The 18302-nt window shown below is 63.2% G+C and carries 21 protein-coding genes and 2 tRNA genes; 13 read left to right on the top strand and 10 right to left on the bottom strand.

Annotated features, from left to right (window positions below):
* Position 1: 1 nt before the first annotated feature.
* Genes sseA through DSD28_RS21015 form a run of 3 tightly spaced genes read right to left on the bottom strand, consistent with a single transcriptional unit; the run spans position 2 to position 2673 of the window.
* Positions 2–871 carry a 3-mercaptopyruvate sulfurtransferase gene (sseA, locus tag DSD28_RS21025; RefSeq protein ID WP_119258388.1) on the bottom strand — a complete coding sequence of 290 codons (870 nt, stop codon included), beginning with the start codon at positions 869–871 and terminating at the stop codon, positions 2–4.
* Positions 872–883: 12 nt separating this feature from the next.
* Complete coding sequence (locus tag DSD28_RS21020) at positions 884–1627, bottom strand: alanyl-tRNA editing protein (protein ID WP_119258387.1); 744 nt, start codon at positions 1625–1627, stop codon at positions 884–886.
* A 5-nt stretch (positions 1628–1632) separates the two neighbouring features.
* Entirely contained in the window at positions 1633–2673 is a 1041-nt protein-coding gene (locus DSD28_RS21015) for a cysteine synthase A (protein ID WP_119258386.1), read from the bottom strand.
* Between the two features lie 262 nt (positions 2674–2935).
* Between DSD28_RS21015 and DSD28_RS21010 the strand changes: the two genes are divergently transcribed.
* On the top strand, positions 2936–3142 hold the full coding sequence (locus tag DSD28_RS21010; RefSeq protein ID WP_119258385.1) for a hypothetical protein: 207 nt from the start codon (positions 2936–2938) through the stop codon (positions 3140–3142).
* A 69-nt stretch (positions 3143–3211) separates the two neighbouring features.
* Positions 3212–3403, top strand: coding sequence for a hypothetical protein (locus tag DSD28_RS21005; protein ID WP_119258384.1), 192 nt, complete (start codon positions 3212–3214; stop codon positions 3401–3403).
* 112 nt (positions 3404–3515) lie between these two features.
* On the opposite strand, the gene DSD28_RS21000 is transcribed toward DSD28_RS21005, so the two are convergent.
* Positions 3516–3590: transfer RNA gene (locus tag DSD28_RS21000), tRNA-Asn, on the bottom strand.
* Positions 3591–3754: 164 nt separating this feature from the next.
* On the opposite strand from DSD28_RS21000, the gene DSD28_RS20995 reads away from it, so the two are divergent.
* Together DSD28_RS20995 and DSD28_RS20990 are read left to right on the top strand one after the other, a co-directional pair.
* The gene (locus DSD28_RS20995; RefSeq protein ID WP_119258383.1) at positions 3755–4039 is read left to right on the top strand and encodes a hypothetical protein; all 285 of its coding nucleotides are present in this window, start codon (positions 3755–3757) and stop codon (positions 4037–4039) included.
* Positions 4040–4105: 66 nt separating this feature from the next.
* Entirely contained in the window at positions 4106–4582 is a 477-nt protein-coding gene (locus tag DSD28_RS20990) for a DUF2938 domain-containing protein (protein WP_119258382.1), read from the top strand.
* A 55-nt stretch (positions 4583–4637) separates the two neighbouring features.
* Here the strand turns inward: DSD28_RS20990 and DSD28_RS20985 are convergent, their stop codons facing one another.
* Together DSD28_RS20985 and DSD28_RS20980 are read right to left on the bottom strand one after the other, a co-directional pair.
* On the bottom strand, positions 4638–4958 hold the full coding sequence (locus DSD28_RS20985) for an RcnB family protein (RefSeq protein WP_119258446.1): 321 nt from the start codon (positions 4956–4958) through the stop codon (positions 4638–4640).
* Positions 4959–5096: 138 nt separating this feature from the next.
* Positions 5097–5534: a PACE efflux transporter gene (locus DSD28_RS20980; RefSeq protein WP_119258381.1), complete on the bottom strand. Its 438-nt coding sequence runs from the start codon at positions 5532–5534 to the stop codon at positions 5097–5099.
* An 83-nt stretch (positions 5535–5617) separates the two neighbouring features.
* On the opposite strand from DSD28_RS20980, the gene DSD28_RS20975 reads away from it, so the two are divergent.
* From DSD28_RS20975 to DSD28_RS20960, 4 genes are all read left to right on the top strand, one after another.
* Positions 5618–6550, top strand: coding sequence for a LysR family transcriptional regulator (locus tag DSD28_RS20975; protein ID WP_119258380.1), 933 nt, complete (start codon positions 5618–5620; stop codon positions 6548–6550).
* Between the two features lie 98 nt (positions 6551–6648).
* Positions 6649–6912, top strand: coding sequence for a hypothetical protein (locus tag DSD28_RS20970; RefSeq protein WP_162911495.1), 264 nt, complete (start codon positions 6649–6651; stop codon positions 6910–6912).
* Between the two features lie 163 nt (positions 6913–7075).
* Entirely contained in the window at positions 7076–7390 is a 315-nt protein-coding gene (locus DSD28_RS20965; RefSeq protein WP_119258378.1) for a hypothetical protein, read from the top strand.
* Between the two features lie 276 nt (positions 7391–7666).
* Positions 7667–8071: a hypothetical protein gene (locus DSD28_RS20960; RefSeq protein WP_119258445.1), complete on the top strand. Its 405-nt coding sequence runs from the start codon at positions 7667–7669 to the stop codon at positions 8069–8071.
* Positions 8072–8158: 87 nt separating this feature from the next.
* Here DSD28_RS20960 and DSD28_RS20955 read toward each other — a convergent pair.
* The 3 genes from DSD28_RS20955 to exbB all read right to left on the bottom strand — a co-directional run bounded on the left by DSD28_RS20955 (position 8159) and on the right by exbB (position 9815).
* Positions 8159–8232: transfer RNA gene (locus DSD28_RS20955), tRNA-Cys, on the bottom strand.
* A gap of 133 nt (positions 8233–8365) precedes the next feature.
* The gene (gene exbD / locus DSD28_RS20950) at positions 8366–8794 is read right to left on the bottom strand and encodes a TonB system transport protein ExbD (RefSeq protein WP_119258377.1); all 429 of its coding nucleotides are present in this window, start codon (positions 8792–8794) and stop codon (positions 8366–8368) included.
* Positions 8795–8798: 4 nt separating this feature from the next.
* Positions 8799–9815 (bottom strand): tonB-system energizer ExbB, encoded by a 1017-nt coding sequence (gene exbB / locus DSD28_RS20945; RefSeq protein ID WP_245424894.1) that lies wholly within the window; start codon positions 9813–9815, stop codon positions 8799–8801.
* Between the two features lie 302 nt (positions 9816–10117).
* Here exbB and DSD28_RS20940 point away from each other — a divergent pair, with 302 nt between their 5' ends.
* The 5 genes from DSD28_RS20940 (at position 10118) to exoR (ending at position 17483) form a co-directional block, all read left to right on the top strand.
* Positions 10118–10768 (top strand): protein-L-isoaspartate O-methyltransferase family protein, encoded by a 651-nt coding sequence (locus DSD28_RS20940; protein WP_119258443.1) that lies wholly within the window; start codon positions 10118–10120, stop codon positions 10766–10768.
* A gap of 225 nt (positions 10769–10993) precedes the next feature.
* Positions 10994–11743 carry a PopZ family protein gene (locus tag DSD28_RS20935; RefSeq protein WP_119258376.1) on the top strand — a complete coding sequence of 250 codons (750 nt, stop codon included), beginning with the start codon at positions 10994–10996 and terminating at the stop codon, positions 11741–11743.
* 139 nt (positions 11744–11882) lie between these two features.
* A complete protein-coding gene (locus DSD28_RS20930; protein WP_119258375.1) occupies positions 11883–14810 on the top strand; it encodes a valine--tRNA ligase in 2928 nt (975 codons plus the stop codon).
* 345 nt (positions 14811–15155) lie between these two features.
* On the top strand, positions 15156–16319 hold the full coding sequence (locus DSD28_RS20925; RefSeq protein ID WP_162911493.1) for an OmpP1/FadL family transporter: 1164 nt from the start codon (positions 15156–15158) through the stop codon (positions 16317–16319).
* Positions 16320–16679: 360 nt separating this feature from the next.
* The gene (gene exoR / locus DSD28_RS20920) at positions 16680–17483 is read left to right on the top strand and encodes an exopolysaccharide production regulator ExoR (protein WP_119258373.1); all 804 of its coding nucleotides are present in this window, start codon (positions 16680–16682) and stop codon (positions 17481–17483) included.
* Between the two features lie 20 nt (positions 17484–17503).
* Here exoR and xth read toward each other — a convergent pair whose 3' ends face one another.
* Positions 17504–18295 (bottom strand): exodeoxyribonuclease III, encoded by a 792-nt coding sequence (gene xth, locus DSD28_RS20915; RefSeq protein WP_119258442.1) that lies wholly within the window; start codon positions 18293–18295, stop codon positions 17504–17506.
* Positions 18296–18302: the final 7 nt, after the last annotated feature.

Genomic DNA, 18302 nt, shown 5'->3' with positions numbered 1-18302 from the left:
GTCAGTCCTTGCCGGTGACAGCGGGCCCGGTGACGACGGGCGTATCCTCGCGCCCGCCCCATTCCGTCCACGAGCCGTCATAGAGCGTGTTTTCCTCGTGGCCGAGCGAATGAAGCGCCAGCGTGATGATCGCCGCGGTGATGCCGGAGCCGCAGCTCGTGACGACCGGTTTGGAGAGATCGATGCCCGACGCCTCGAAATGCCGGCGGAGGCTGGCGAGATCCTTGAATTTCCCGCCTTCCGAGAAGGTGCCGGAGGGCATGCTCCTTGCGCCCGGCATATGGCCGGAGCGCATGCCGGCGCGGGGCTCCGCTTCCTCGCCGGTGAAGCGGCCGGCGCCGCGCGCATCGGCGACCTGCTTCGAGCCGGTCGAGACGATGCCGCGCATCTCCTCGAAGGAGGTCACGGCATAGGGATTGAAATTGGTGTGGAAGGTGGCGGGCGCGGGCTCCGGCAGGTCGGTCTCCAGCGGCCGTCCTTCCTTCTTCCAGCCGTCGATGCCGCCATCCATGACGAAGACGTTCTTCGCGCCCATCGTGCGGAACAGCCACCAGACGCGCGGCGCGGTGAAGATGCCGGGGCCGTCGTAGACGACGATCGTGTCCGTATCGGAAATGCCGAGCTTGCCGACTTCGGCCGCGAAGACGTCCGGCGCGGGAACCATATGCGGCAGGCTGCTGGAATGATCGGCGATGACGTCCTGGTCGAAGAAGACCGCGCCGGGAATGTGCCCTTCGGCATATTCGGCCGCGCCGTTGCGGTTCTGCGCGGGAAGATACCAGGAGGCGTCGACGATGCGGAATTCCGGCGCGCCGAGCTGCTTTTCCACCCAATCCGCCGAAACGACGAACCTGCTCTTTTCGTTGGACATGTTTCTCTCCCTTCAGGCTTCGGAGGCCGGCGCGCCGAAGCGGATGCGGAACCGGCGGTTCTCCTTGCCCTTCTTTTCGATCTTGGCGATGTGGATCGCGCCCACTTCCTGCGTCTCGGAAACATGGGTGCCGCCGCAGGGCTGGCTGTCGACGGCGGAATTCTCGCCGATGCAGACGAGGCTGACGCGGCCGAGGCCCATGGGCGGACGCACGTTCTTGGATTTGACGATGCCGGGATTGGCCGCCAGCTCCGCGTCGGTGATCCACTGCACGAAGATCGAGTGGTTCTCCTCGACCAGCTTCATCAGCTTCGCCGTCACCTCGTCCTTGTCGATGGTCTCCGTCATGTCGAAGTCGACGCGGCTGTCCTCCTCGCCGACGGCAGCGCCCGTGATGGGGTAGGGGCAGACGACGGAAAGGAGATGGCAGGCGGTGTGCATGCGCATCAGCCGGTAGCGGCGCGCCCAGTCGATATGGGCGACGACCGTCTCGCCGACGATGGGCGGTGCCTCGCCTTCGAGCGGCCGGTGGATGATGATCTCCTTGGTCGCGCCCGTCACCGCCGGGCCGAGCGCGATGCGGCTGCCGTCGGCGCGCTCCAGGAAGCCCGTGTCGCCGGGCTGGCCGCCCGACGTCGCGTAGAAACAGGTCTGGTCCAGCTCGATGCCGCCGTCCTCGTGCACCGCCGTCACCACCGCCTCGTTCGTCGAAAGATAGAAATCGTCGCGGAAGAGGGCAATGGTGGGAAGGGACATGATACCTATTCGACCGGCTGGTAGGGGACCTTGATCCCCGATTTCGCCTTCAGCCAGCCTGGAACCGGCAGGCCCTTCGAATCGAGGAAGTCCGGGTTGAAGAGTTTGGACTGATAGCGGTTAGCATAGTCGCAGAGGATCGTCACGATCGTGTGGCCGGGGCCGAGGTCCTTCGCGAGGCGGATCGCGCCCGCGATGTTGATGCCCGAGGAACCGCCGACGGCGATGCCCTCGTTCTCGATAAGGTCGAAGACCAGCGGAACGGCCTCCGAATCCGGGATGTTGTAGGAATAGTCCGGCGTGAAGCCTTCGAGATTGGCCGTGATGCGGCCCTGGCCGATACCCTCGGTGATCGAGCTGCCGGAGGATTTCAATTCACCGTGCTCATAAAAGTTATGGAGCGCTGCGCCATCCGGATCGGCAAGGGCGATCTTGATGTTGGGATTCTTGGCGCGAAGGCCGGCCGCGACGCCGGCAAGCGTCCCGCCCGAGCCGACGGCGGAGACGAAGCCGTCCACCTTGCCGTTGGTGTCGCGCCAGATTTCCGGCGCGGTCATCTCGATATGGGCGTCGCGGTTGGCGACATTGTCGAACTGGTTTGCCCAGATCGCGCCGTTCGGCTCGGTTTGAGCAAGCTGCTCGGCGAGCCGGCCGGAGAGCTTCACATAATTGTTCGGGTTCTTGTAGGGAACGGCGGGAACCTCGACGAGCTCGGCGCCGAGTAGGCGCAGCGCGTCCTTCTTTTCCTGGCTCTGCGTCTCGGGAATGACGATGACGGTGCGATAGCCGAGCGCCTGTGCCACCAGCGCAAGGCCGATGCCGGTATTGCCCGCCGTGCCCTCGACGATGACGCCGCCGGGTCGCAGCGCGCCCGAGCGCTCCGCCGCGCGGATGATGGAGAGGGCGGCGCGGTCCTTCACCGACTGGCCGGGATTGAGGAATTCCGCCTTGCCGAGGATCTCGCAGCCCGTCGCTTCCGAGGCGCCCTTGAGGCGGATCAGCGGCGTGTTGCCGATTGCATCAAGAACGGACGGAAGAATGGACATGGGAAATCGAGCCTCGCGCGTTGCAAATCCGGATTGGTGTCGTCTTTTCGGCCGCTGCGGCCGGCTTTGCAAGGAATGGTGTTCCTGTCAGGCGGAGATTGCTAGGGATTTTTTCTTCCCGTAGGGGCTTCCTGCCGCAGGCCGGCCGAAAGCGCGCGGGCTTTAACGTCCTGTTAGCAAACATGGTTAATTTTGCGTCTATCGGCGAGCGGCGGAACGGAAAGGCCTGCCGCCCGTTTGAGACGACACTGGAGGTACCACGATGCTTTTCGGACTTTTTCAGGCCACCCCTACCGACGACGATGACATCGCCACCGGCACCTATGCGGACGGGGTGATGGGAACGCCGCTGAGCGATCCCTCCGCCCGCCCGCGCGAGCGCAGCCAGGCCTTCCGCCGCACGGCCCACGAGCGCGACTACGGCGCCGCGCGCACCGCCGGCCAGACCGGCGCCGGCCTCGTGCCCTGACCGCATCGCACGCCGGGAACAAAGCGCGGCCCGGCGTGTTTCTCTTCCGCTTGCACGGAGGAGCCCGCCATGACCCATCACATCGACAATCGTCAGTTCAGCCCGCGCCAGGCTCGCCATGTTCTCGACGTGCTCGAGCATTGCCGCAAGAACGGGCTCGACAAGGCAGAAGAACGCAAACTCCTCCTCCTCTTCGGCCGCTTCGCCACCCGTCACGAATTGCAGATGAACACGAAGCGCCCGCCGGCAAGCCGGCATTAGCGATTTCCAGATCGATAAAGATCGAAGAGGGGTTGCCGAGCGGCGGCCCTTTTGCGTGTGTGGCGCTGAAAAGCAGAAGGGCCGCGCTATTCAGCGCAGCCCTCCTAGAAACTGGCTCCCCGGGCCGGATTCGAACCGGCGACCTGTCGATTAACAGTCGAATGCTCTACCGCTGAGCTACCAGGGATCATCCGCTCGCTGCGGAGTGAGCGCGTAATACAAATGCCTGATCGATTTGCCAAGCGCTTTTTGACAAAAAAATGCATCGGGCTTGATTGATTGTGGAGAAGTCTCCAACTGGGAAGAGGAAGAGCCTTGGAAAACCGGGCTTTGCAGCGAAACGGGCAGGGAATGGCGGCAAAGAAAACCAAGACGCATTTCGGGGTAGACCCGCGCACCCGGGAGATCGTGGTCGGCGCCTTCCGCATGAAACTGCCGGAATCGCGCTGGCTGCGCACCACGATCGGCGTCCTTCTCGTCTGTGGCGGCCTGCTCGGCTTCCTGCCGGTGCTCGGTTTCTGGATGGTTCCGCTCGGCCTGCTGGTGCTTTCGCACGATTCCCACTTCGTGCGCCGCCAGCGCCGCCGCCTTGCCGTGTGGTGGGCAAGCCGCAAGGCCCGGCGCAATACGCGCTGAACGCCGTTGCCTCCGGCCGGCGGACCTGCTCTAACCCGTTGAATAACTGCGGGTGAGGGGAATTGCATGGAATTGCTTTTGAAGGGTGTCGCGATCGGGGTCGGCGCGACGGTGCTGATGGACGCCTGGGCTGTCGTCCTGTGGAAGGTTTTCCGCCAGGGGCGGCCGAACTGGGCGCCGGTCGGCCGCTGGTTCTGGCATTTGAAGAACGGAACCGTCTTTCATGACGATATCGGCAAGGCCGAGCCCTATGCCGGCGAACTGGCGCTCGGCTGGATCGGCCACTATGCCGTCGGCATTCTCTATGGGGTGATTTTGGCCCTGGTCATGGGCGCGGGCTGGTTCGCGGCGCCCACCTTCCTGCCGGCGTGGATTCTCGGCATCGTGACCGTCGGTGCCGGCTGGTTCCTGCTGCAGCCTGGCCTCGGCATTGGCGTCGCCGCCTCGAAACTGCCGAATGCCAATACGGTGCGGGCGCTCAATCTCGTCGCGCACACGATCTTCGCCCTCGGGCTTTACGGCACGGCGCTGCTTCTTCGCTGATCGCTGGGTAAGGAAAAACGCCACCGCGGCGAAGGCTGCGGTGGCGTTTTGTTTCTTAACGGGCGGCTGCGACGCCGAGGATGAGGCCGGTGGCGACGCTCATCAGGAGGTAGCTGTTGTCCACCTTCACCCACTGCTGGCCGCGGGCGGGCTTGCGCAGGCCGTAGCGGTGGTAGTCACGAACCGGCGGACGGCGCTTCCAGTCGGAATAACGTTCGCCCTTACGCCAGTTGTGGCGCTTCTTGTACTGCTGCTTCTTGTCCCAGGAGGAGGAGTAGCCGGGCTTGCGGTCGTGCCCGCCATACTGCTGGGCCTGCGCCATCGGCGCGGCGGCAAAGGAAAGGGCGACGGCGGCGAGAAGGGTGCGGGTGAAGATTTTCATCGTTGGGCTCCTTGTTGTCGGTGAGAGGACCCTATGGCCGGACCGATGAACGAAAACTGAATGAAAGATTACAATGCTGTAATGAAAACAGCCCCTTAACGCCTGTGGCAATTTGAAGGCAGGCCCGCTGCCTCACGCGGATGCGCGCGGCAGCGGAGCGGTTTCGATGGGGAAGGTCCGGTCGTAGGCGATGTTGAAGACGAAGGCATAGACCAGGTAGAAGGCAACGACCGATATATCGAGCAGCAGCGCCGTGAGGAGGCTGATGCCGAGATACCACGCGATGAACGGGATGAGGATGACGATCAGCCCCGCCTCGAAGAGCCCCGTGTGAAGCACGCGGATCGCCATCGTCTTCTGCACGCTGCCGCGAAGGCGCAGCATGGTCCTGTCGAAGGCCAGGTTGAAGACGAAGTTCCAGATGGTCGCCGCCGTGGCGGAGACGATCCCGATCACGCCCATATGGCTCATCGGCTGGTCGAACAGCAGAGCCGCGCCCGGCGTGAAGATCGCAAGGCCGATGAGTTCGAACAAGACCGCGTGACGGACCCGGTCGCTGAAGCTGCGCATTTCATGTCCTCGTTTGTTGTTGCGCTTACTTCTATCTGATATTCATGGATGGAAAAGTTAGATACCATCTGGAATACGGATAGGTGACCGTCTCACTCGACCAGCTCGACGCCTTCGTCGCCGCCGCCGAACAGGGTTCGTTCTCTGCTGCCGCCCGGCATTTGCGCAAGGCGCAGTCGGCGGTGAGCTTGCTGGTCTCCTCGCTGGAGGACGATATCGGCGTAAAACTCTTCAGCCGCGCCACGCGCAATCCGACGCTCACGGAGGCGGGCAGGCGCCTGCTCCCCGAGGCAAGGCTCATCCTCGACCGCCGCGAGCACCTGATCGGCGTGGCGCGCAGCTTCGAGGAGCATGTCGAAACGCGCCTGGCCGTGGCGGTCGACGAATTCTATCCCGAGCCGGCCATCGGCGCGCTTTTTGCCGCCTTCGCGCGGCGCTTTCCCCATGTCGAGCTCGAATTGCTCTTTCCCTCCACCCGCGATGTCGCCGGGCTCGTTCTGGAGGGCAAGGTCGATCTCGGCGTGATGTGGCGGGAAGACGACCTGCCGCCGACGCTCGGCTTCCACACCATAGGCTGGGTGCCGTTGCTTCTGGTCTGCGGCCGGAACCACCCGCTGGCGGATGGCGCCGTGACCTGGGAGGAGCTTCGCCGCCACCGCCAGATCATGGTGGCCAAGCGCAGCGACGGCGCGGAAACCCATCGGCTGCGCGTTGCCGCGGAAGTCTGGTGGGTCGAGAGCCATTGGGTGATCCTGCAGATCCTGCACAGGGGGATCGGCTGGGCGCTGATCCCCGCGCATATTCTCGGTAATTCGCCGCTCGCCACGGAACTCGCGACGCCGCCGCTCCAGTTCGACGAAGGGGCGCATCCGGTTGCGCTCGAACTCATCTGGAACAAGCAGCGCCCCGCGGGGCCCGCGGCCAAATGGCTGCGCGAGCAGTTCGCGGCGCTCGAAATCCGGAACGACGATGGAGAAGAAATTCCGAAGGGCCCCGACATCTTCACCGTCCTGTGACCGATCTGGCGCGGCCGGTCACGAATCGTTAGCCATAAGGTCAGCGTTTTAGGAACCGTTGAAATTCTCGCGAATTCCATCCCTGCAAGAGCGGAGGCGTGAGGAAGATGAGTCAGCGGTTCGACGAACTCTATATCCGGCGATGCGAGCACCAGCAGATCATCGCCTTCTACAAGAAGCTTGTCGTGCAGATGTACCGCAAGCTGAAGGAGATGCAGGCGGGAAACGAAGCCGCGAGCGGGGTCGACATCCCGGCCGTCGGTTCGGCGCCGCCGAGTGCTTTTGCCGCCGGGCAGGCGCCCAATGTGGTCCGCGTGGATTTTCACCGGCGCGCAAAGGCGGCGCCGGGCCTGAAGGGCTGAACGGCAGGACATGAGGAGGAGGGCGGGCGTATCCCCGGTCGCCGCAGGAAGCCGGCTTGCGTCCTGCCTGACCGACCGGATACTCTGAAGCTGCGCCGCGGCCGCCCTTCAGTGGGCAGGGCCAGCGAGCTTGAATGAACTGTCGAAAGGGCATCGAATATCCATGAATACCAGCGAACCCGACACGTTGAGCGGAACGTATTTCACCGCTGACAATCCGGATGGCAGTTATGGCAGCGGTCAGGTGGTTCGGCTGGCCGCACCGGGCGTCTATCTCGTCCGCTACGAGGGTACGGAAGTGACGCTGCCCCTCGAACTCGTTTCCCTCGACGAGATGCTGGAAGCCACGAGCGAGGGCTTCAAGGTGTGGCGCTTCTTCGACACGATCGAGGACAGGGAAAAATGGATGGAATGGCTCGACGCCCCCTCCAAGCCGCGCGTCATTTCTCTCGTCCGGCCGACGAACGAGCCGGAATAGGCGGTCGAAGCCGCGCCGGCATTCTGCCGCCAGCCTTCCCGGACTGTCTTCCGCCGCAAGCCTGCCGAATATGAACGAAACCATTCCCCATTTCCCTTCTCCCCGGCGGGGAGAAGGGAAGGGTGGTCACGTCGAACTGCGTATCCGCAAGCCCTGTCGAGACATGGGCCCTCGACACAACGCACGGTTCGAATATTAGTAATCTATCAAATGATAAGGATTCGGTGTAATATCCTGCGCACGCCGATGGGGCGCTGTTCGAGCCGGGGGATCGTCATGCCGCAGCTTTCTCGCTTATTCTTCAAGACAGCCATCGTCTTTCTGATCGTGGGCATCGCCATGGGCCTGCAGATGGCGATCTCCGGCAATCACAATGTCATTGCCGCCCACACCCACGCAAACCTTCTCGGCTGGGTGACGATGGCGTTGTTCGGCACCTATTATGCCTTCAATCCGGCCAAGGCCGAGACGCGTTTCGCGCATCTGCAATATCTGATCTACACGGCCGGCATAGCCGTGCTCGCGCCCTCGCTCTACGTCCTCTATCTCGGCTACGACGCGGCCGAGCCGGTGGCGGCGGTCAGTTCGCTGGTTGTCTTCGTCGGCGTGCTGATGTTCGCGGCGGTGGTCTATGGCAAGGAGCCGAAGTCGACCGTTCTCCCGAAGCGGACGCTTGCCTGATTTTTTGAAGGCCCGCCGGGCGTGAATTGTCCACTCCCGAAAATCGAAAGTCGATTCAATCGCTTGAGCATCGATTTGAAGAGAGAGTGGAGGCCTCGCCCGGAATCGAACCGGGGTGCAAGGATTTGCAGTCCTCTGCGTAACCACTCCGCCACGAGGCCGTCCGTTTGCTATAAAGCGAGTGGTGCCGGGCGTTTAGAACGAATTTAGACAGGGTGCAAGAGGCATTCATGCCGAATGCCAAGCTTTTTTTGGAAGCGGCGGAAGGCGCGCCGGAAAGCGCGCCGTTCGGGGTCATTGCGCCGGTGCGCCTTCGAGGCCGACAAGGGCGATCTTGGCATAGCCGGCGCCGCGCAAGAGGTTCATCACGTCCATGACGCTGCCGTAGTCGACGGCCTTGTCGGCGCGCAGCAGGATGCGCGCATCCTTGTTGCCTTCCGTCACGGCGTCGATCTCGGGGCCGAAATTGTCGCGCGCGATCTCGCCGTTGCCGATGGAGACCGTGAGGTCCTTCTTCAGCGTCATGAAGACCGGCTTGTCCTCGCGCGGCGTCGGCTGGGCGACGGAGGAGGGCAGGTCGACATTGATGTCGACGGTGGCGAGCGGGGCGGCCACCATGAAGATGATGAGCAGCACCAGCATGACGTCGATGAACGGCGTCACGTTGATTTCGCTGTTCTCCTCGAGGTCGTCGCCGCCGCCTTCCCTGATCTTGCTGGCCATGGCGTTACCCGACCTTCACGAAGGAAGCGGCGCTGCGCTGCGCGGGCTGGCGCTGGGCGCGGCGCATGTCGAGATCGCGGCTCGCAAGGCGCTCGATGGCCGCCGAGGCGTCGGCGAGCTGCTGGCGGTAGCCGGTGATGGCGCGGGCGAGGAAGTTGTAGATCACGACGGCCGGGATGGCGGCGACGAGGCCGATGGCGGTCGCCAGCAGCGCTTCGGCGATGCCGGGCGCGACGATGGCGAGGTTCGTGGTCTGCGCCTTCGAGATGCCGATGAACGAGTTCATGATGCCCCAGACCGTGCCGAAGAGGCCGACGAAGGGCGCCGTGGAGCCGATGGTGGCGAGAAGCCCGGTACCCTTGGCGATGCGGCGACCGGCATGCACTTCCATGCGGGCGAGGCGGGAGGCGATGCGCTCCTTCACGCCGCCGTCGGAGACGTGATCGAGCACGGGCTCGGAAGCGTCCATTTCCTCGCGGGCGGCGCGGGTCATGCGCGCGGCGACGCCGCGGTTGCGGCCGAGCGCCTGCTCGCCGTCCTCCAGCCCGCGGGCGGCAATGAGCTGGCGCACGGCGCTGCGGGCCGAGCGCTGGGCGGCGCCGAGCTCGGCGAGCTTGACGAGCAGCACGGTCCAGGTGACGACCGAGGCGAAGGCAAGGCCGGTCATCACGCCCTTGACGACGATATCGGCCGCCATGAACATGCCCCAGGGCGAAAGGTCGTGCGGCAGGCCGGCCTGACGGGCGCCTTCCGCGTCGTCGACGACGTCGAGCTCGGTCGCGTCCTCGTCGTCCTGCACGGCGTCGGCCCCGGTTCCGGCCGCCTGGTTCGGCGTGGTGTTCTCCACCGCTGCCGGCCGGGACGTCGTGTCCGTCGTGGCGGTCGTCGTCGTCGTGGTGCCGGTGGATTGTCCGGCATCCGTCTGGGCCGACGGCGTCTCCTGGCTCTGTGCCGAAACGGCGTGCGGCATGGCGAGTGCCATCAGGATGATCGCGAAGTGCAGTCGAGACCGTTTGAGCACGGCGTATTCCTCTTGCATGTCTCAATTCAAGCGAAGCCCACTCCGGGAATCGGGCGGGCGCGGCCGGTGAAGGCCGCTAAAACCTGAGTGCTCAATACGACATTATGCGTATCACAGGCAATAATATGTTGAGTAATTTATTCATGATAAGGTCAGGTTGGCGAAGGGTGCTGTTTTTGCGCCGAGCGGCCCGCTGCCTATGGACACCCGCCCCGAAACCGCACTATGAGAATTGCAACGCATCCGGCGCGGGCCGGGCCTTTGCGCCGGTCTTCGCCGTTCATTCTTAAGGGCCAGAGATGATTGACTACAATGCAGCGCGCACGAAGATGGTGGACAACCAGATCCGTACGACGGATGTGACGTCGCACGAGGTGCTCGACGCCTTCCTCACCGTGCCGCGGGAAGAGTTCGTGCCGGCGGCGGCAAGGCCGCTCGCCTATATCGACAACGACATCCAGCTTGCCCCCGGCCGTTATCTCATGGAGCCGTCGCCGCTTGCAAAGCTGATCCAGCTTGCCGATATCGCGGCGGCCGACGTCGTGCTGGAAGTCGGCTGCGGCACCGGCTACGCCTCGGCCGTCCTCTCCAGGCTCGGCAGCTCCGTCGTCGCGCTGGAAAGCGATACGGACCTTGCCGCGACGGCAACCGAAACGCTCGCCCGCCTCGGCTTCGACAATGTCGCGGTGGTGACCGGCGACCTGGAAGCCGGCTATGCGCCGGAAGCGCCCTATGACGTGATCTTCGTGCATGGCGCCGTCGAATATGTCACCGAGCCGCTTTTCGCGCAGTTGCGTGATGGCGGACGCCTCGTCGTCGTCGAGGGTTACGGCAACGCCTCGCAGGCACGCCTCTATATCAAGGAAAGCGGCCGGGTTGCCGAGCGCAACGTCTTCAACACCGCCGTCAAGCCGCTTCCCGGCTTCCGCAAGGCGAAGGAATTCGTCTTCTGAGCTTTCCCGAAAGGGACGGACATCGAAAGGCCCGCCGCTCGTCCGGCGGGCCTTTGTTTTTTCGCGGGGCCGGCCCGGGCCTTGGCAGGCCAAACAAATCTGTGCATCACTTATAACACTTGATTCGCAGCGATTTAGTTCGCCGCCGAACTCGCCTAGGGTCTTCGGCATGTCCGGCACGCCTCCTGCGGCAGGTCGCGGACGCCGCAGAGAACGGGGATAGAAATGGCTCAGCCGAATGTAGCGCGTGAACCGTCCATGGATGAAATCCTGGCGTCCATCCGCAAGATCATCGAGAACAACGAAGCGCAGCCGGACCTGGCCCACGATGCCGGCGAGGACGACGGCTTCGACATCACCACCGAGAGCCATTCGAGCCTGCTGGACAGCCCCGTCGTGGTCGACCGCTTCCATGCCGAGGAGCAGCATTCCGCCATCGTCCAGCCGATCCATCGGCCGGAGCAGGGCGCGCAGCCGGCCATGTCGCTGGCCGATGTCGCCGCGCGCGTGCGCGCCGCCTCCGAGCGCCATGTCGCCGCTAACCGCGAGACGGCCGAAACCCTGCCGATCGAGCCGGCCCCGGCCATCGCCCGCGAGCAGAATCCGCTGATGACCGCGCGCATGGCCGCGACGGCAAGCCACGATGCGCCTGCGCCGCAGCCTGCCGAGAAGATCGAGCCGGTCGAGGAACGCATCGAGGCCTTCGCCCCGGCGGTGGAGATTCACACCGAGGACGCAGCACCCGGCCGGGATATCGCCGCGCTCGTCTCGCCGGCCGTCGGCGAGCGGGTCGCCCAGTCCTTCGGCGCGCTGGCGGAAGCCCTCGACGCCGGCCCGCGCCGCTCCTTCGACGAGATCGCCGAGGACATGCTGCGCCCGATGCTGCAGGAATGGCTCGACGACAACCTGCCGACCCTCGTGGAGCGGCTGGTGCGCGAGGAGATCGAGCGGGTAGCGCGCGGCCCCCGCCGCTGATCGCCGCCGCTTTTCTTCACCGAAAAGACAATTTAAGCCGCGCCGAACCCCCGGCGCGGCTTTTCTTCTGATATTGTTGACTTCATGCCGGCCATCCGGTTTACAAAACCCACCGACAAACAGCAGGCCACGCACGAAAATGCTTGAAAAGAACTATGATTCCGCAGCGGTCGAGCCGCGAATTGCCAAGATGTGGGAAGATGCGGATGCTTTCCGCGCCGGCGAGGGGGCAAAGCCCGGCGCCGAGACCTTCACCATCGTGATTCCGCCGCCGAACGTGACGGGCTCGCTGCATATGGGCCATGCCCTCAACAACACGCTGCAGGACATCATGGTCCGCTTTGAGCGCATGCGCGGCAAGGACGTGTTGTGGCAGCCGGGCATGGACCATGCCGGCATCGCGACGCAGATGGTCGTCGAGCGCAAGCTCGCCGCCGAGAAGCTTCCGGGCCGCCGCGAGATGGGCCGCGAGGCCTTCGTCGAGAAGGTCTGGGAGTGGAAGGCAGAATCGGGCGGCCTGATCTTCAATCAGCTGAAGCGCCTCGGCGCCTCCTGCGACTGGTCGCGCGAGCGCTTCACCATGGACGAGGGGCTTTCCGCTGCCGTCCTGGAGGTCTTCGTCTCGCTCTACAAGGAAGGCCTGATCTATCGCGGCAAGCGGCTGGTCAACTGGGATCCGAAATTCGAGACGGCGATTTCCGACCTCGAGGTCGAGAACCGGGAAGTCGACGGCCATATGTGGCACTTCAAGTATCCGCTGGCCGGCGGTGCCACCTATACCTATGTCGAGAAGGACGCCGACGGCAACATCGTCTTCGAGGAGGAGCGCGACTACATCTCCATCGCCACCACCCGTCCCGAGACGATGCTGGGCGACGGTGCGGTCGCCGTCCATCCGTCCGACGAGCGCTATGCGCCCATCGTCGGCAAGCTCTGCGAGATTCCGGTCGGCCCCAAGGAGCATCGCCGTCTCATCCCGATCATCACCGACGAATATCCGGAGAAGGATTTCGGCTCCGGCGCGGTGAAGATCACCGGCGCGCACGACTTCAACGACTACCAGGTCGCCCGCCGCAACAATATCCCGCTCTACCGGCTGATGGACACGCAGGCTTCCATGCGTGCCGACGGCGAGCCTTACGCCGTCTATGCGGCGCAGGCGCTGGAGATCGCCAAGTCCGGCAACGTGCCGAGCGAGGCGGAAGTCGACGACATCAATCTCGTACCGGACGAATATCGCGGCCTCGACCGCTACGAGGCGCGCAAGCGCATCGTCGAGGCGATCAATGCCGAAGGCCTTGCCGTCACCGTCAAGGACGCCGAGGGCAACGACGTTCCCTATGTCGAGAACAAGAAGGTCATGCAGCCCTTCGGCGACCGTTCCGGCGTCGTCATCGAGCCGATGCTGACCGACCAGTGGTTCGCCGATGCCGCGACGCTGGCCAAGCCCGCCATCGCCTCCGTCCGCGAGGGCCGCACCAACTTCGTTCCGAAGAACTGGGAAAAGACCTATTTCGAGTGGATGGAGAACATCGAGCCCTGGTGCATCTCCCGCCAGCTCTGGTGGGGTCACCAGATTCCGGCCTGGTACGGCCCGGACGGCCAGGTCTTCGTCGAGAAGACCGAGGAAGAGGCGCTTCACGCCGCCATCCAGCACTACATCGCCCATGAAGGCCCATGGAAGGCCTGGGTCGAGGAGAAGCTGGAGAATTTTGCGCCGGGCGAGATCCTGACGCGTGACGAGGACGTGCTCGACACCTGGTTCTCCTCCGCACTCTGGCCGTTCTCGACGCTCGGCTGGCCGGAACAGACGAAAGAACTGGAGAAGTATTACCAGACCGACGTTCTCGTAACCGGTTTCGACATCATCTTCTTCTGGGTCGCCCGCATGATGATGATGGGCCTGCACTTCATGAAGGACGAGTTCGGCAACCCGGTCGAACCGTTCCACACCGTCTATGTCCACGCGCTGGTGCGCGACAAGAACGGGCAGAAGATGTCGAAGTCCAAGGGCAACGTCATCGACCCGCTCGAGCTGATCGACGAATACGGTGCGGACGCGCTGCGCTTCACGCTGGCGATCATGGCTGCACAGGGCCGCGACGTGAAGCTCGACCCGGCCCGCATCGCCGGCTACCGCAACTTCGGCACCAAGCTGTGGAACGCCACGCGCTTTGCCGAGATGAACGGCGTGAAGACCGATCCGCATTTCGTGCCGGAAACGGCCTCGCTGACGATCAACCGCTGGATCCTGACGGAACTCGCCCGCACGGCGCGCGACGTTACCGAGGCAATCGAGACCTACCGCTTCAACGATGCGGCCGGCACGCTCTACCGCTTCATCTGGAACCAGTTCTGCGATTGGTATCTGGAACTGCTGAAGCCCGTCTTCAGTGGCGAGGACGAAGCGGCCAAGGCGGAATCGCAGGCTTGCGCGGCCTATGTGCTGGAGGAGACCTACAAGCTCCTGCACCCGTTCATGCCCTTCATGACGGAAGAGCTCTGGGCGCACACGGCGGGCGAGGGCGTAACGCGCGAAAGCATGATCTGCCATGCCGAATGGCCGGCGCCCGCCTATGCGGACGAGGCTGCGGCCGACGAGATCAACTGGCTGGTCGATCTCGTCTCCGGCATCCGCTCGGTCCGCGCCGAGATGAACGTGCCGCCGAGCGCGACGGCGCCGCTGGTCGTCGTCGGCGCAGGCGCGCTGACCAGGGCGCGGCTCGCCACGCATGACTCGGCCATCCGCCGTCTCGCCCGCGTGGAGGACATCCGCCTCGAGGACGCAGCGCCCAAGGGTGCGGCACAGATCGTCGTCGGCGAGGCGACCGTCTGCCTGCCGCTCGGCAAACTGATCGACCTGGCCGCCGAAAAGGCCCGCCTGGAAAAGGCGATCGACAAGGCGAAGGCCGAAGCCGGCCGCATTCAGGGCAAGCTCTCGAACGAGAAGTTCGTCGCCAATGCCAAGCCCGAAGTGGTCGAGGCCGAGCGCGAGCGTTTCACCGAGCTGGAGCAGCAGCTTGCCAGCCTTTCCGTGGCTTTGACGCGCGTCAGCGAAGCAGGCTGATTCTACAGCCCGTCGTTGCAAAAGCCTGAAAAACCGCGCCGTTCACACGGTGCGGTTTTTTCGTTCAGAGGCCCCGGATGCAAAATCCCCGATGTGTCCGAAAAGTGACATGCTGAAGTGGCGTTGAAACGTTCATCTATATTTTAGCGATTTTTAAATGATTCTTGGAACATTATTTCGAGGCCTCGAATTGCTGAGGGGCTTCAAAAAAATCTTACGTAATTTTGCGAGCGGCATATGAGAATCACAGACAAAAACTGGGATTTGCCAAGCCCGCACTCCTCTTCGATAGTCAGCTGCGAAATGGCGGTGGAGAGGCCGTCAGGGACATTTGGGGGAGCATGGATGATCGGTAAGATCTTCAAGAATGGAATTCTCGCCGCCGTGGCGCTGGCCGCGCTGGCAAGCACGGCCGAAGCCGGCGGCTATAGCCGCGGCGAGGCCGACACCGACATCCTGTTCGAAAGCGGCGACTTCATCTTCCGCGCCGGCGCGACCTACGTTTCCCCGCGCCGGACGTTCAAGACGACGGGCGGGACAGCGAACCATGACGGGGTTTATTCGAACGATTACTGGATTCCGAGCGTTGCCGCAAAAATTGGAATTTCAGAGAATTTCGCGTGTGCACTGACTTATACTCAGCCGTTTGGCGCGGATGCGACTTATGGGCCTGACGCGCGGTCAAAAATTGCGGACCCAAGTAAACGGTACAGCGACAAAGGCTTTGAAACGAACGAGTTTGGTACGACTTGCGATGTGAAGCTCGATGTCGGTGCCGGAAAGTTGCATCTTCTTGGTGGCGTATTCATTCAAGATTTTACATATGATGCGACTGCTGAAAGTCCTGCGCCGGCCCTACTGAATGCCAAGCTACATATAGAAGATAACGCCGCGTACGGATACAGAATTGGCGCCGCATATGAGATCACGGAATACGCTCTGCGCGTATCGCTGATGTATCGCTCGCAGGTCAAGCACCAATCGGATGAGGGATATCTAGATGTTTCAGACTCTGTCTTGCCGCCGCTGCCTGTTGGCTCTTATTCAGCATCCGGCTACGGAACGATGCCTCAGTCTTTGAAGCTTTCGGCTCAGACCGGCGTCGCTCCTGGTTGGCTCGTCTATGGTTCGGCTAAGTGGACCGACTGGAGCGTTCTGGATGCACTCAACTACAGAATTGGTGGAAGCGATAAGAAAGACGTTTACAATTGGAAAGACGGTTGGACCGTTCAAGCTGGTGTTGCCCATGTGTTCAATGAAAAGCTGACCGGTACGATCAATTTGACGTGGGACAGTGGCGTCAGCACGGGCGCTGATATCCACGAAGATTCAGTCACGCTCGGCGCCGGCGTTCTGGCTAAAGTTGGCCCTGGCGATTTGCGCTTTGGGGCGGGCGTTACCCACATGTCGACTGGAAGTCAGTCGACAACCCAAGGCGCTGCGTTCAATGCCACCGGCGGCGGCGGCTGGGCCTATGGCGTGACGGGGTCTTACAAGATCTCGTTCTGAACCGGCGGTTTTCGATCCGGAATCGGGCTCGGCGTCATAGCCGGGCCCTTTTCTTGGTTAATGTTCCGTTGCTGCCGGTCACCTCTCATGGGGAAACCGTAGCGACCTCTGAAAATATGTGACGGAATCGCAACACATTTTTTTCCAGAGTTTGCTACACCCATGGGCAAGCGACGAAATGTCCATTTCCCGCCACAAACGGGGCGCAGCGATAGGGGCATGTAGACGCGTGGAACCGCGCCAAGGGAAACCATGAGCCAGCCGATGTCATTGTCGCCGAAACTGCCGGAAAGCCGCACGAGACCCGTGCATTTCCGGTTCGGCACAGACAGGAAGGCGAGGCGCGGAATTGTTGAAGTGATGCCCAAGTCCGAGTTGTTGCCGATGAAAGTACTGGTAATGGGCCTTTGCCTCTCGCTGTCCTCCTGGATGGCGCCCCAGGCCCTCGCATTCGACCCCCAGGCCGGCGTCAGCAAGGAAAGCGGCCCCTTCGACCTCTTCAAATTCGGTTTCTTCTCCTACAAGGAAGGTCGCAAGGGCGACGCTGTCGAGGCCTACCGCTACGCGGCGGAAAAGGGTCATACCGGTTCGCGCTGGGCGCTCGCCAACATGTATGCCGACGGCGACGGCGTGCCGGAGAATGACCTCGAAGCCTTCAAGATCTACAGCGAGATTGCCCAGGCCGGCGTCGAGCCGGGCTCGGAAGACACCGGCTACTTCGCCAATGCGCTGATCGCGCTCGCCAGCTACTACCGCCGCGGCATTCCCGACAGCCCGGTCAAGATCGACCTCTCGCAGGCGCGCCAGCTCTATTTCCAGGCGGCTTCCGCCTTCGGCATTCCGGAAGCGCAGTTCCAGCTCGGCCGCATGATGCTGACGGGCGAGGGCGGTTCGGTCAGCGTCCATCAGGCCAAGAAATGGCTGAACCGCGCCCGCAACAACGGCCATGCCGGCGCCATGGGCCTCTTCGGCAACATCATCTTCCAGGAAGGCGATACCGCCCGCGGCCTTGCCATGATGACCGCGGCCCTCGACCATTGTCTGCCCAAGGACTGTGCCTGGCTGCAGGCCAATCAGGAAGAGGCCTTCTCCGTCGCAAGCGAGGAGGATCGCCGCAAGGGCGTCGCGCTCGCGCAGAGCATCCGCTTCAATCCCAACGAATAAGCGCGCCTCGCCGCGAAAAGCTAGGCGGCAAAATCCAGCAGCGCCACGACCGGCACGTGGTCTGACGGCTTTTCCCAGTTGCGCACATGCTTTTCGACAGCCGTCGAGATGAGGCGGTCCGAGGCTTCCGCCGACAGCATGAGATGATCGATGCGGATGCCGAAATTCTTCGGCCAGCATCCGCCCTGGTAATCCCAGAACGTATAGAGCGGCACGCCGTCGGATGTGGCGCGCACCGCATCGGTGAGACCGAGGTTTTCGAGGCGCCGGAAGGCCTGCCGGGTCGGGGGCAGGTAGAGGGCGTCCCGCTCCCACACCTTGACGTCCCAACAATCGTGCGGCTCGGGAATGACATTGTAGTCGCCGGCAAGCACCAGCGGCTCCTCCAGCGCCAGCCGGTTCTCGGCAAAGGCGACGAGCCGGTCCATCCAGGCGAGCTTGTAGGGATATTTCACCGGATCGTCCGCCGGATTGCCGTTCGGCAGGTAGATCGAGCAGACGCGGACCGCGCCGCCTTCGACGGAGAACACGCCCTCGATGAAACGCGCCTGTTCGTCGCCGTCGCCGCCGGGAAGGCCGCGGTTCACCTCGTCGGGGCGGATTTTCGAGAGGAGAGCGACGCCGTTGAAACCCTTCTGGCCATGCGTCTCGACGTGATAGCCGAGCGCTTCGATCTCGCTACGCGGAAAGCTCTCGTCGACGGTCTTGATTTCCTGCAGCGCGACGATGTCCGGGGCCGATTCCCTGAGCCAGGCAAGGAGGTTGTCGATGCGTGCCCGCACGCCGTTGATATTCCAGGTGGCAATCTTGATCGGCATG

Source organism: Shinella zoogloeoides, from assembly GCF_003574625.1.
GTDB lineage: Bacteria > Pseudomonadota > Alphaproteobacteria > Rhizobiales > Rhizobiaceae > Shinella > Shinella zoogloeoides_A.
Note: the sequence above shows the minus strand (reverse complement) of the source record. Positions and strands in the feature narration are given on the sequence as shown.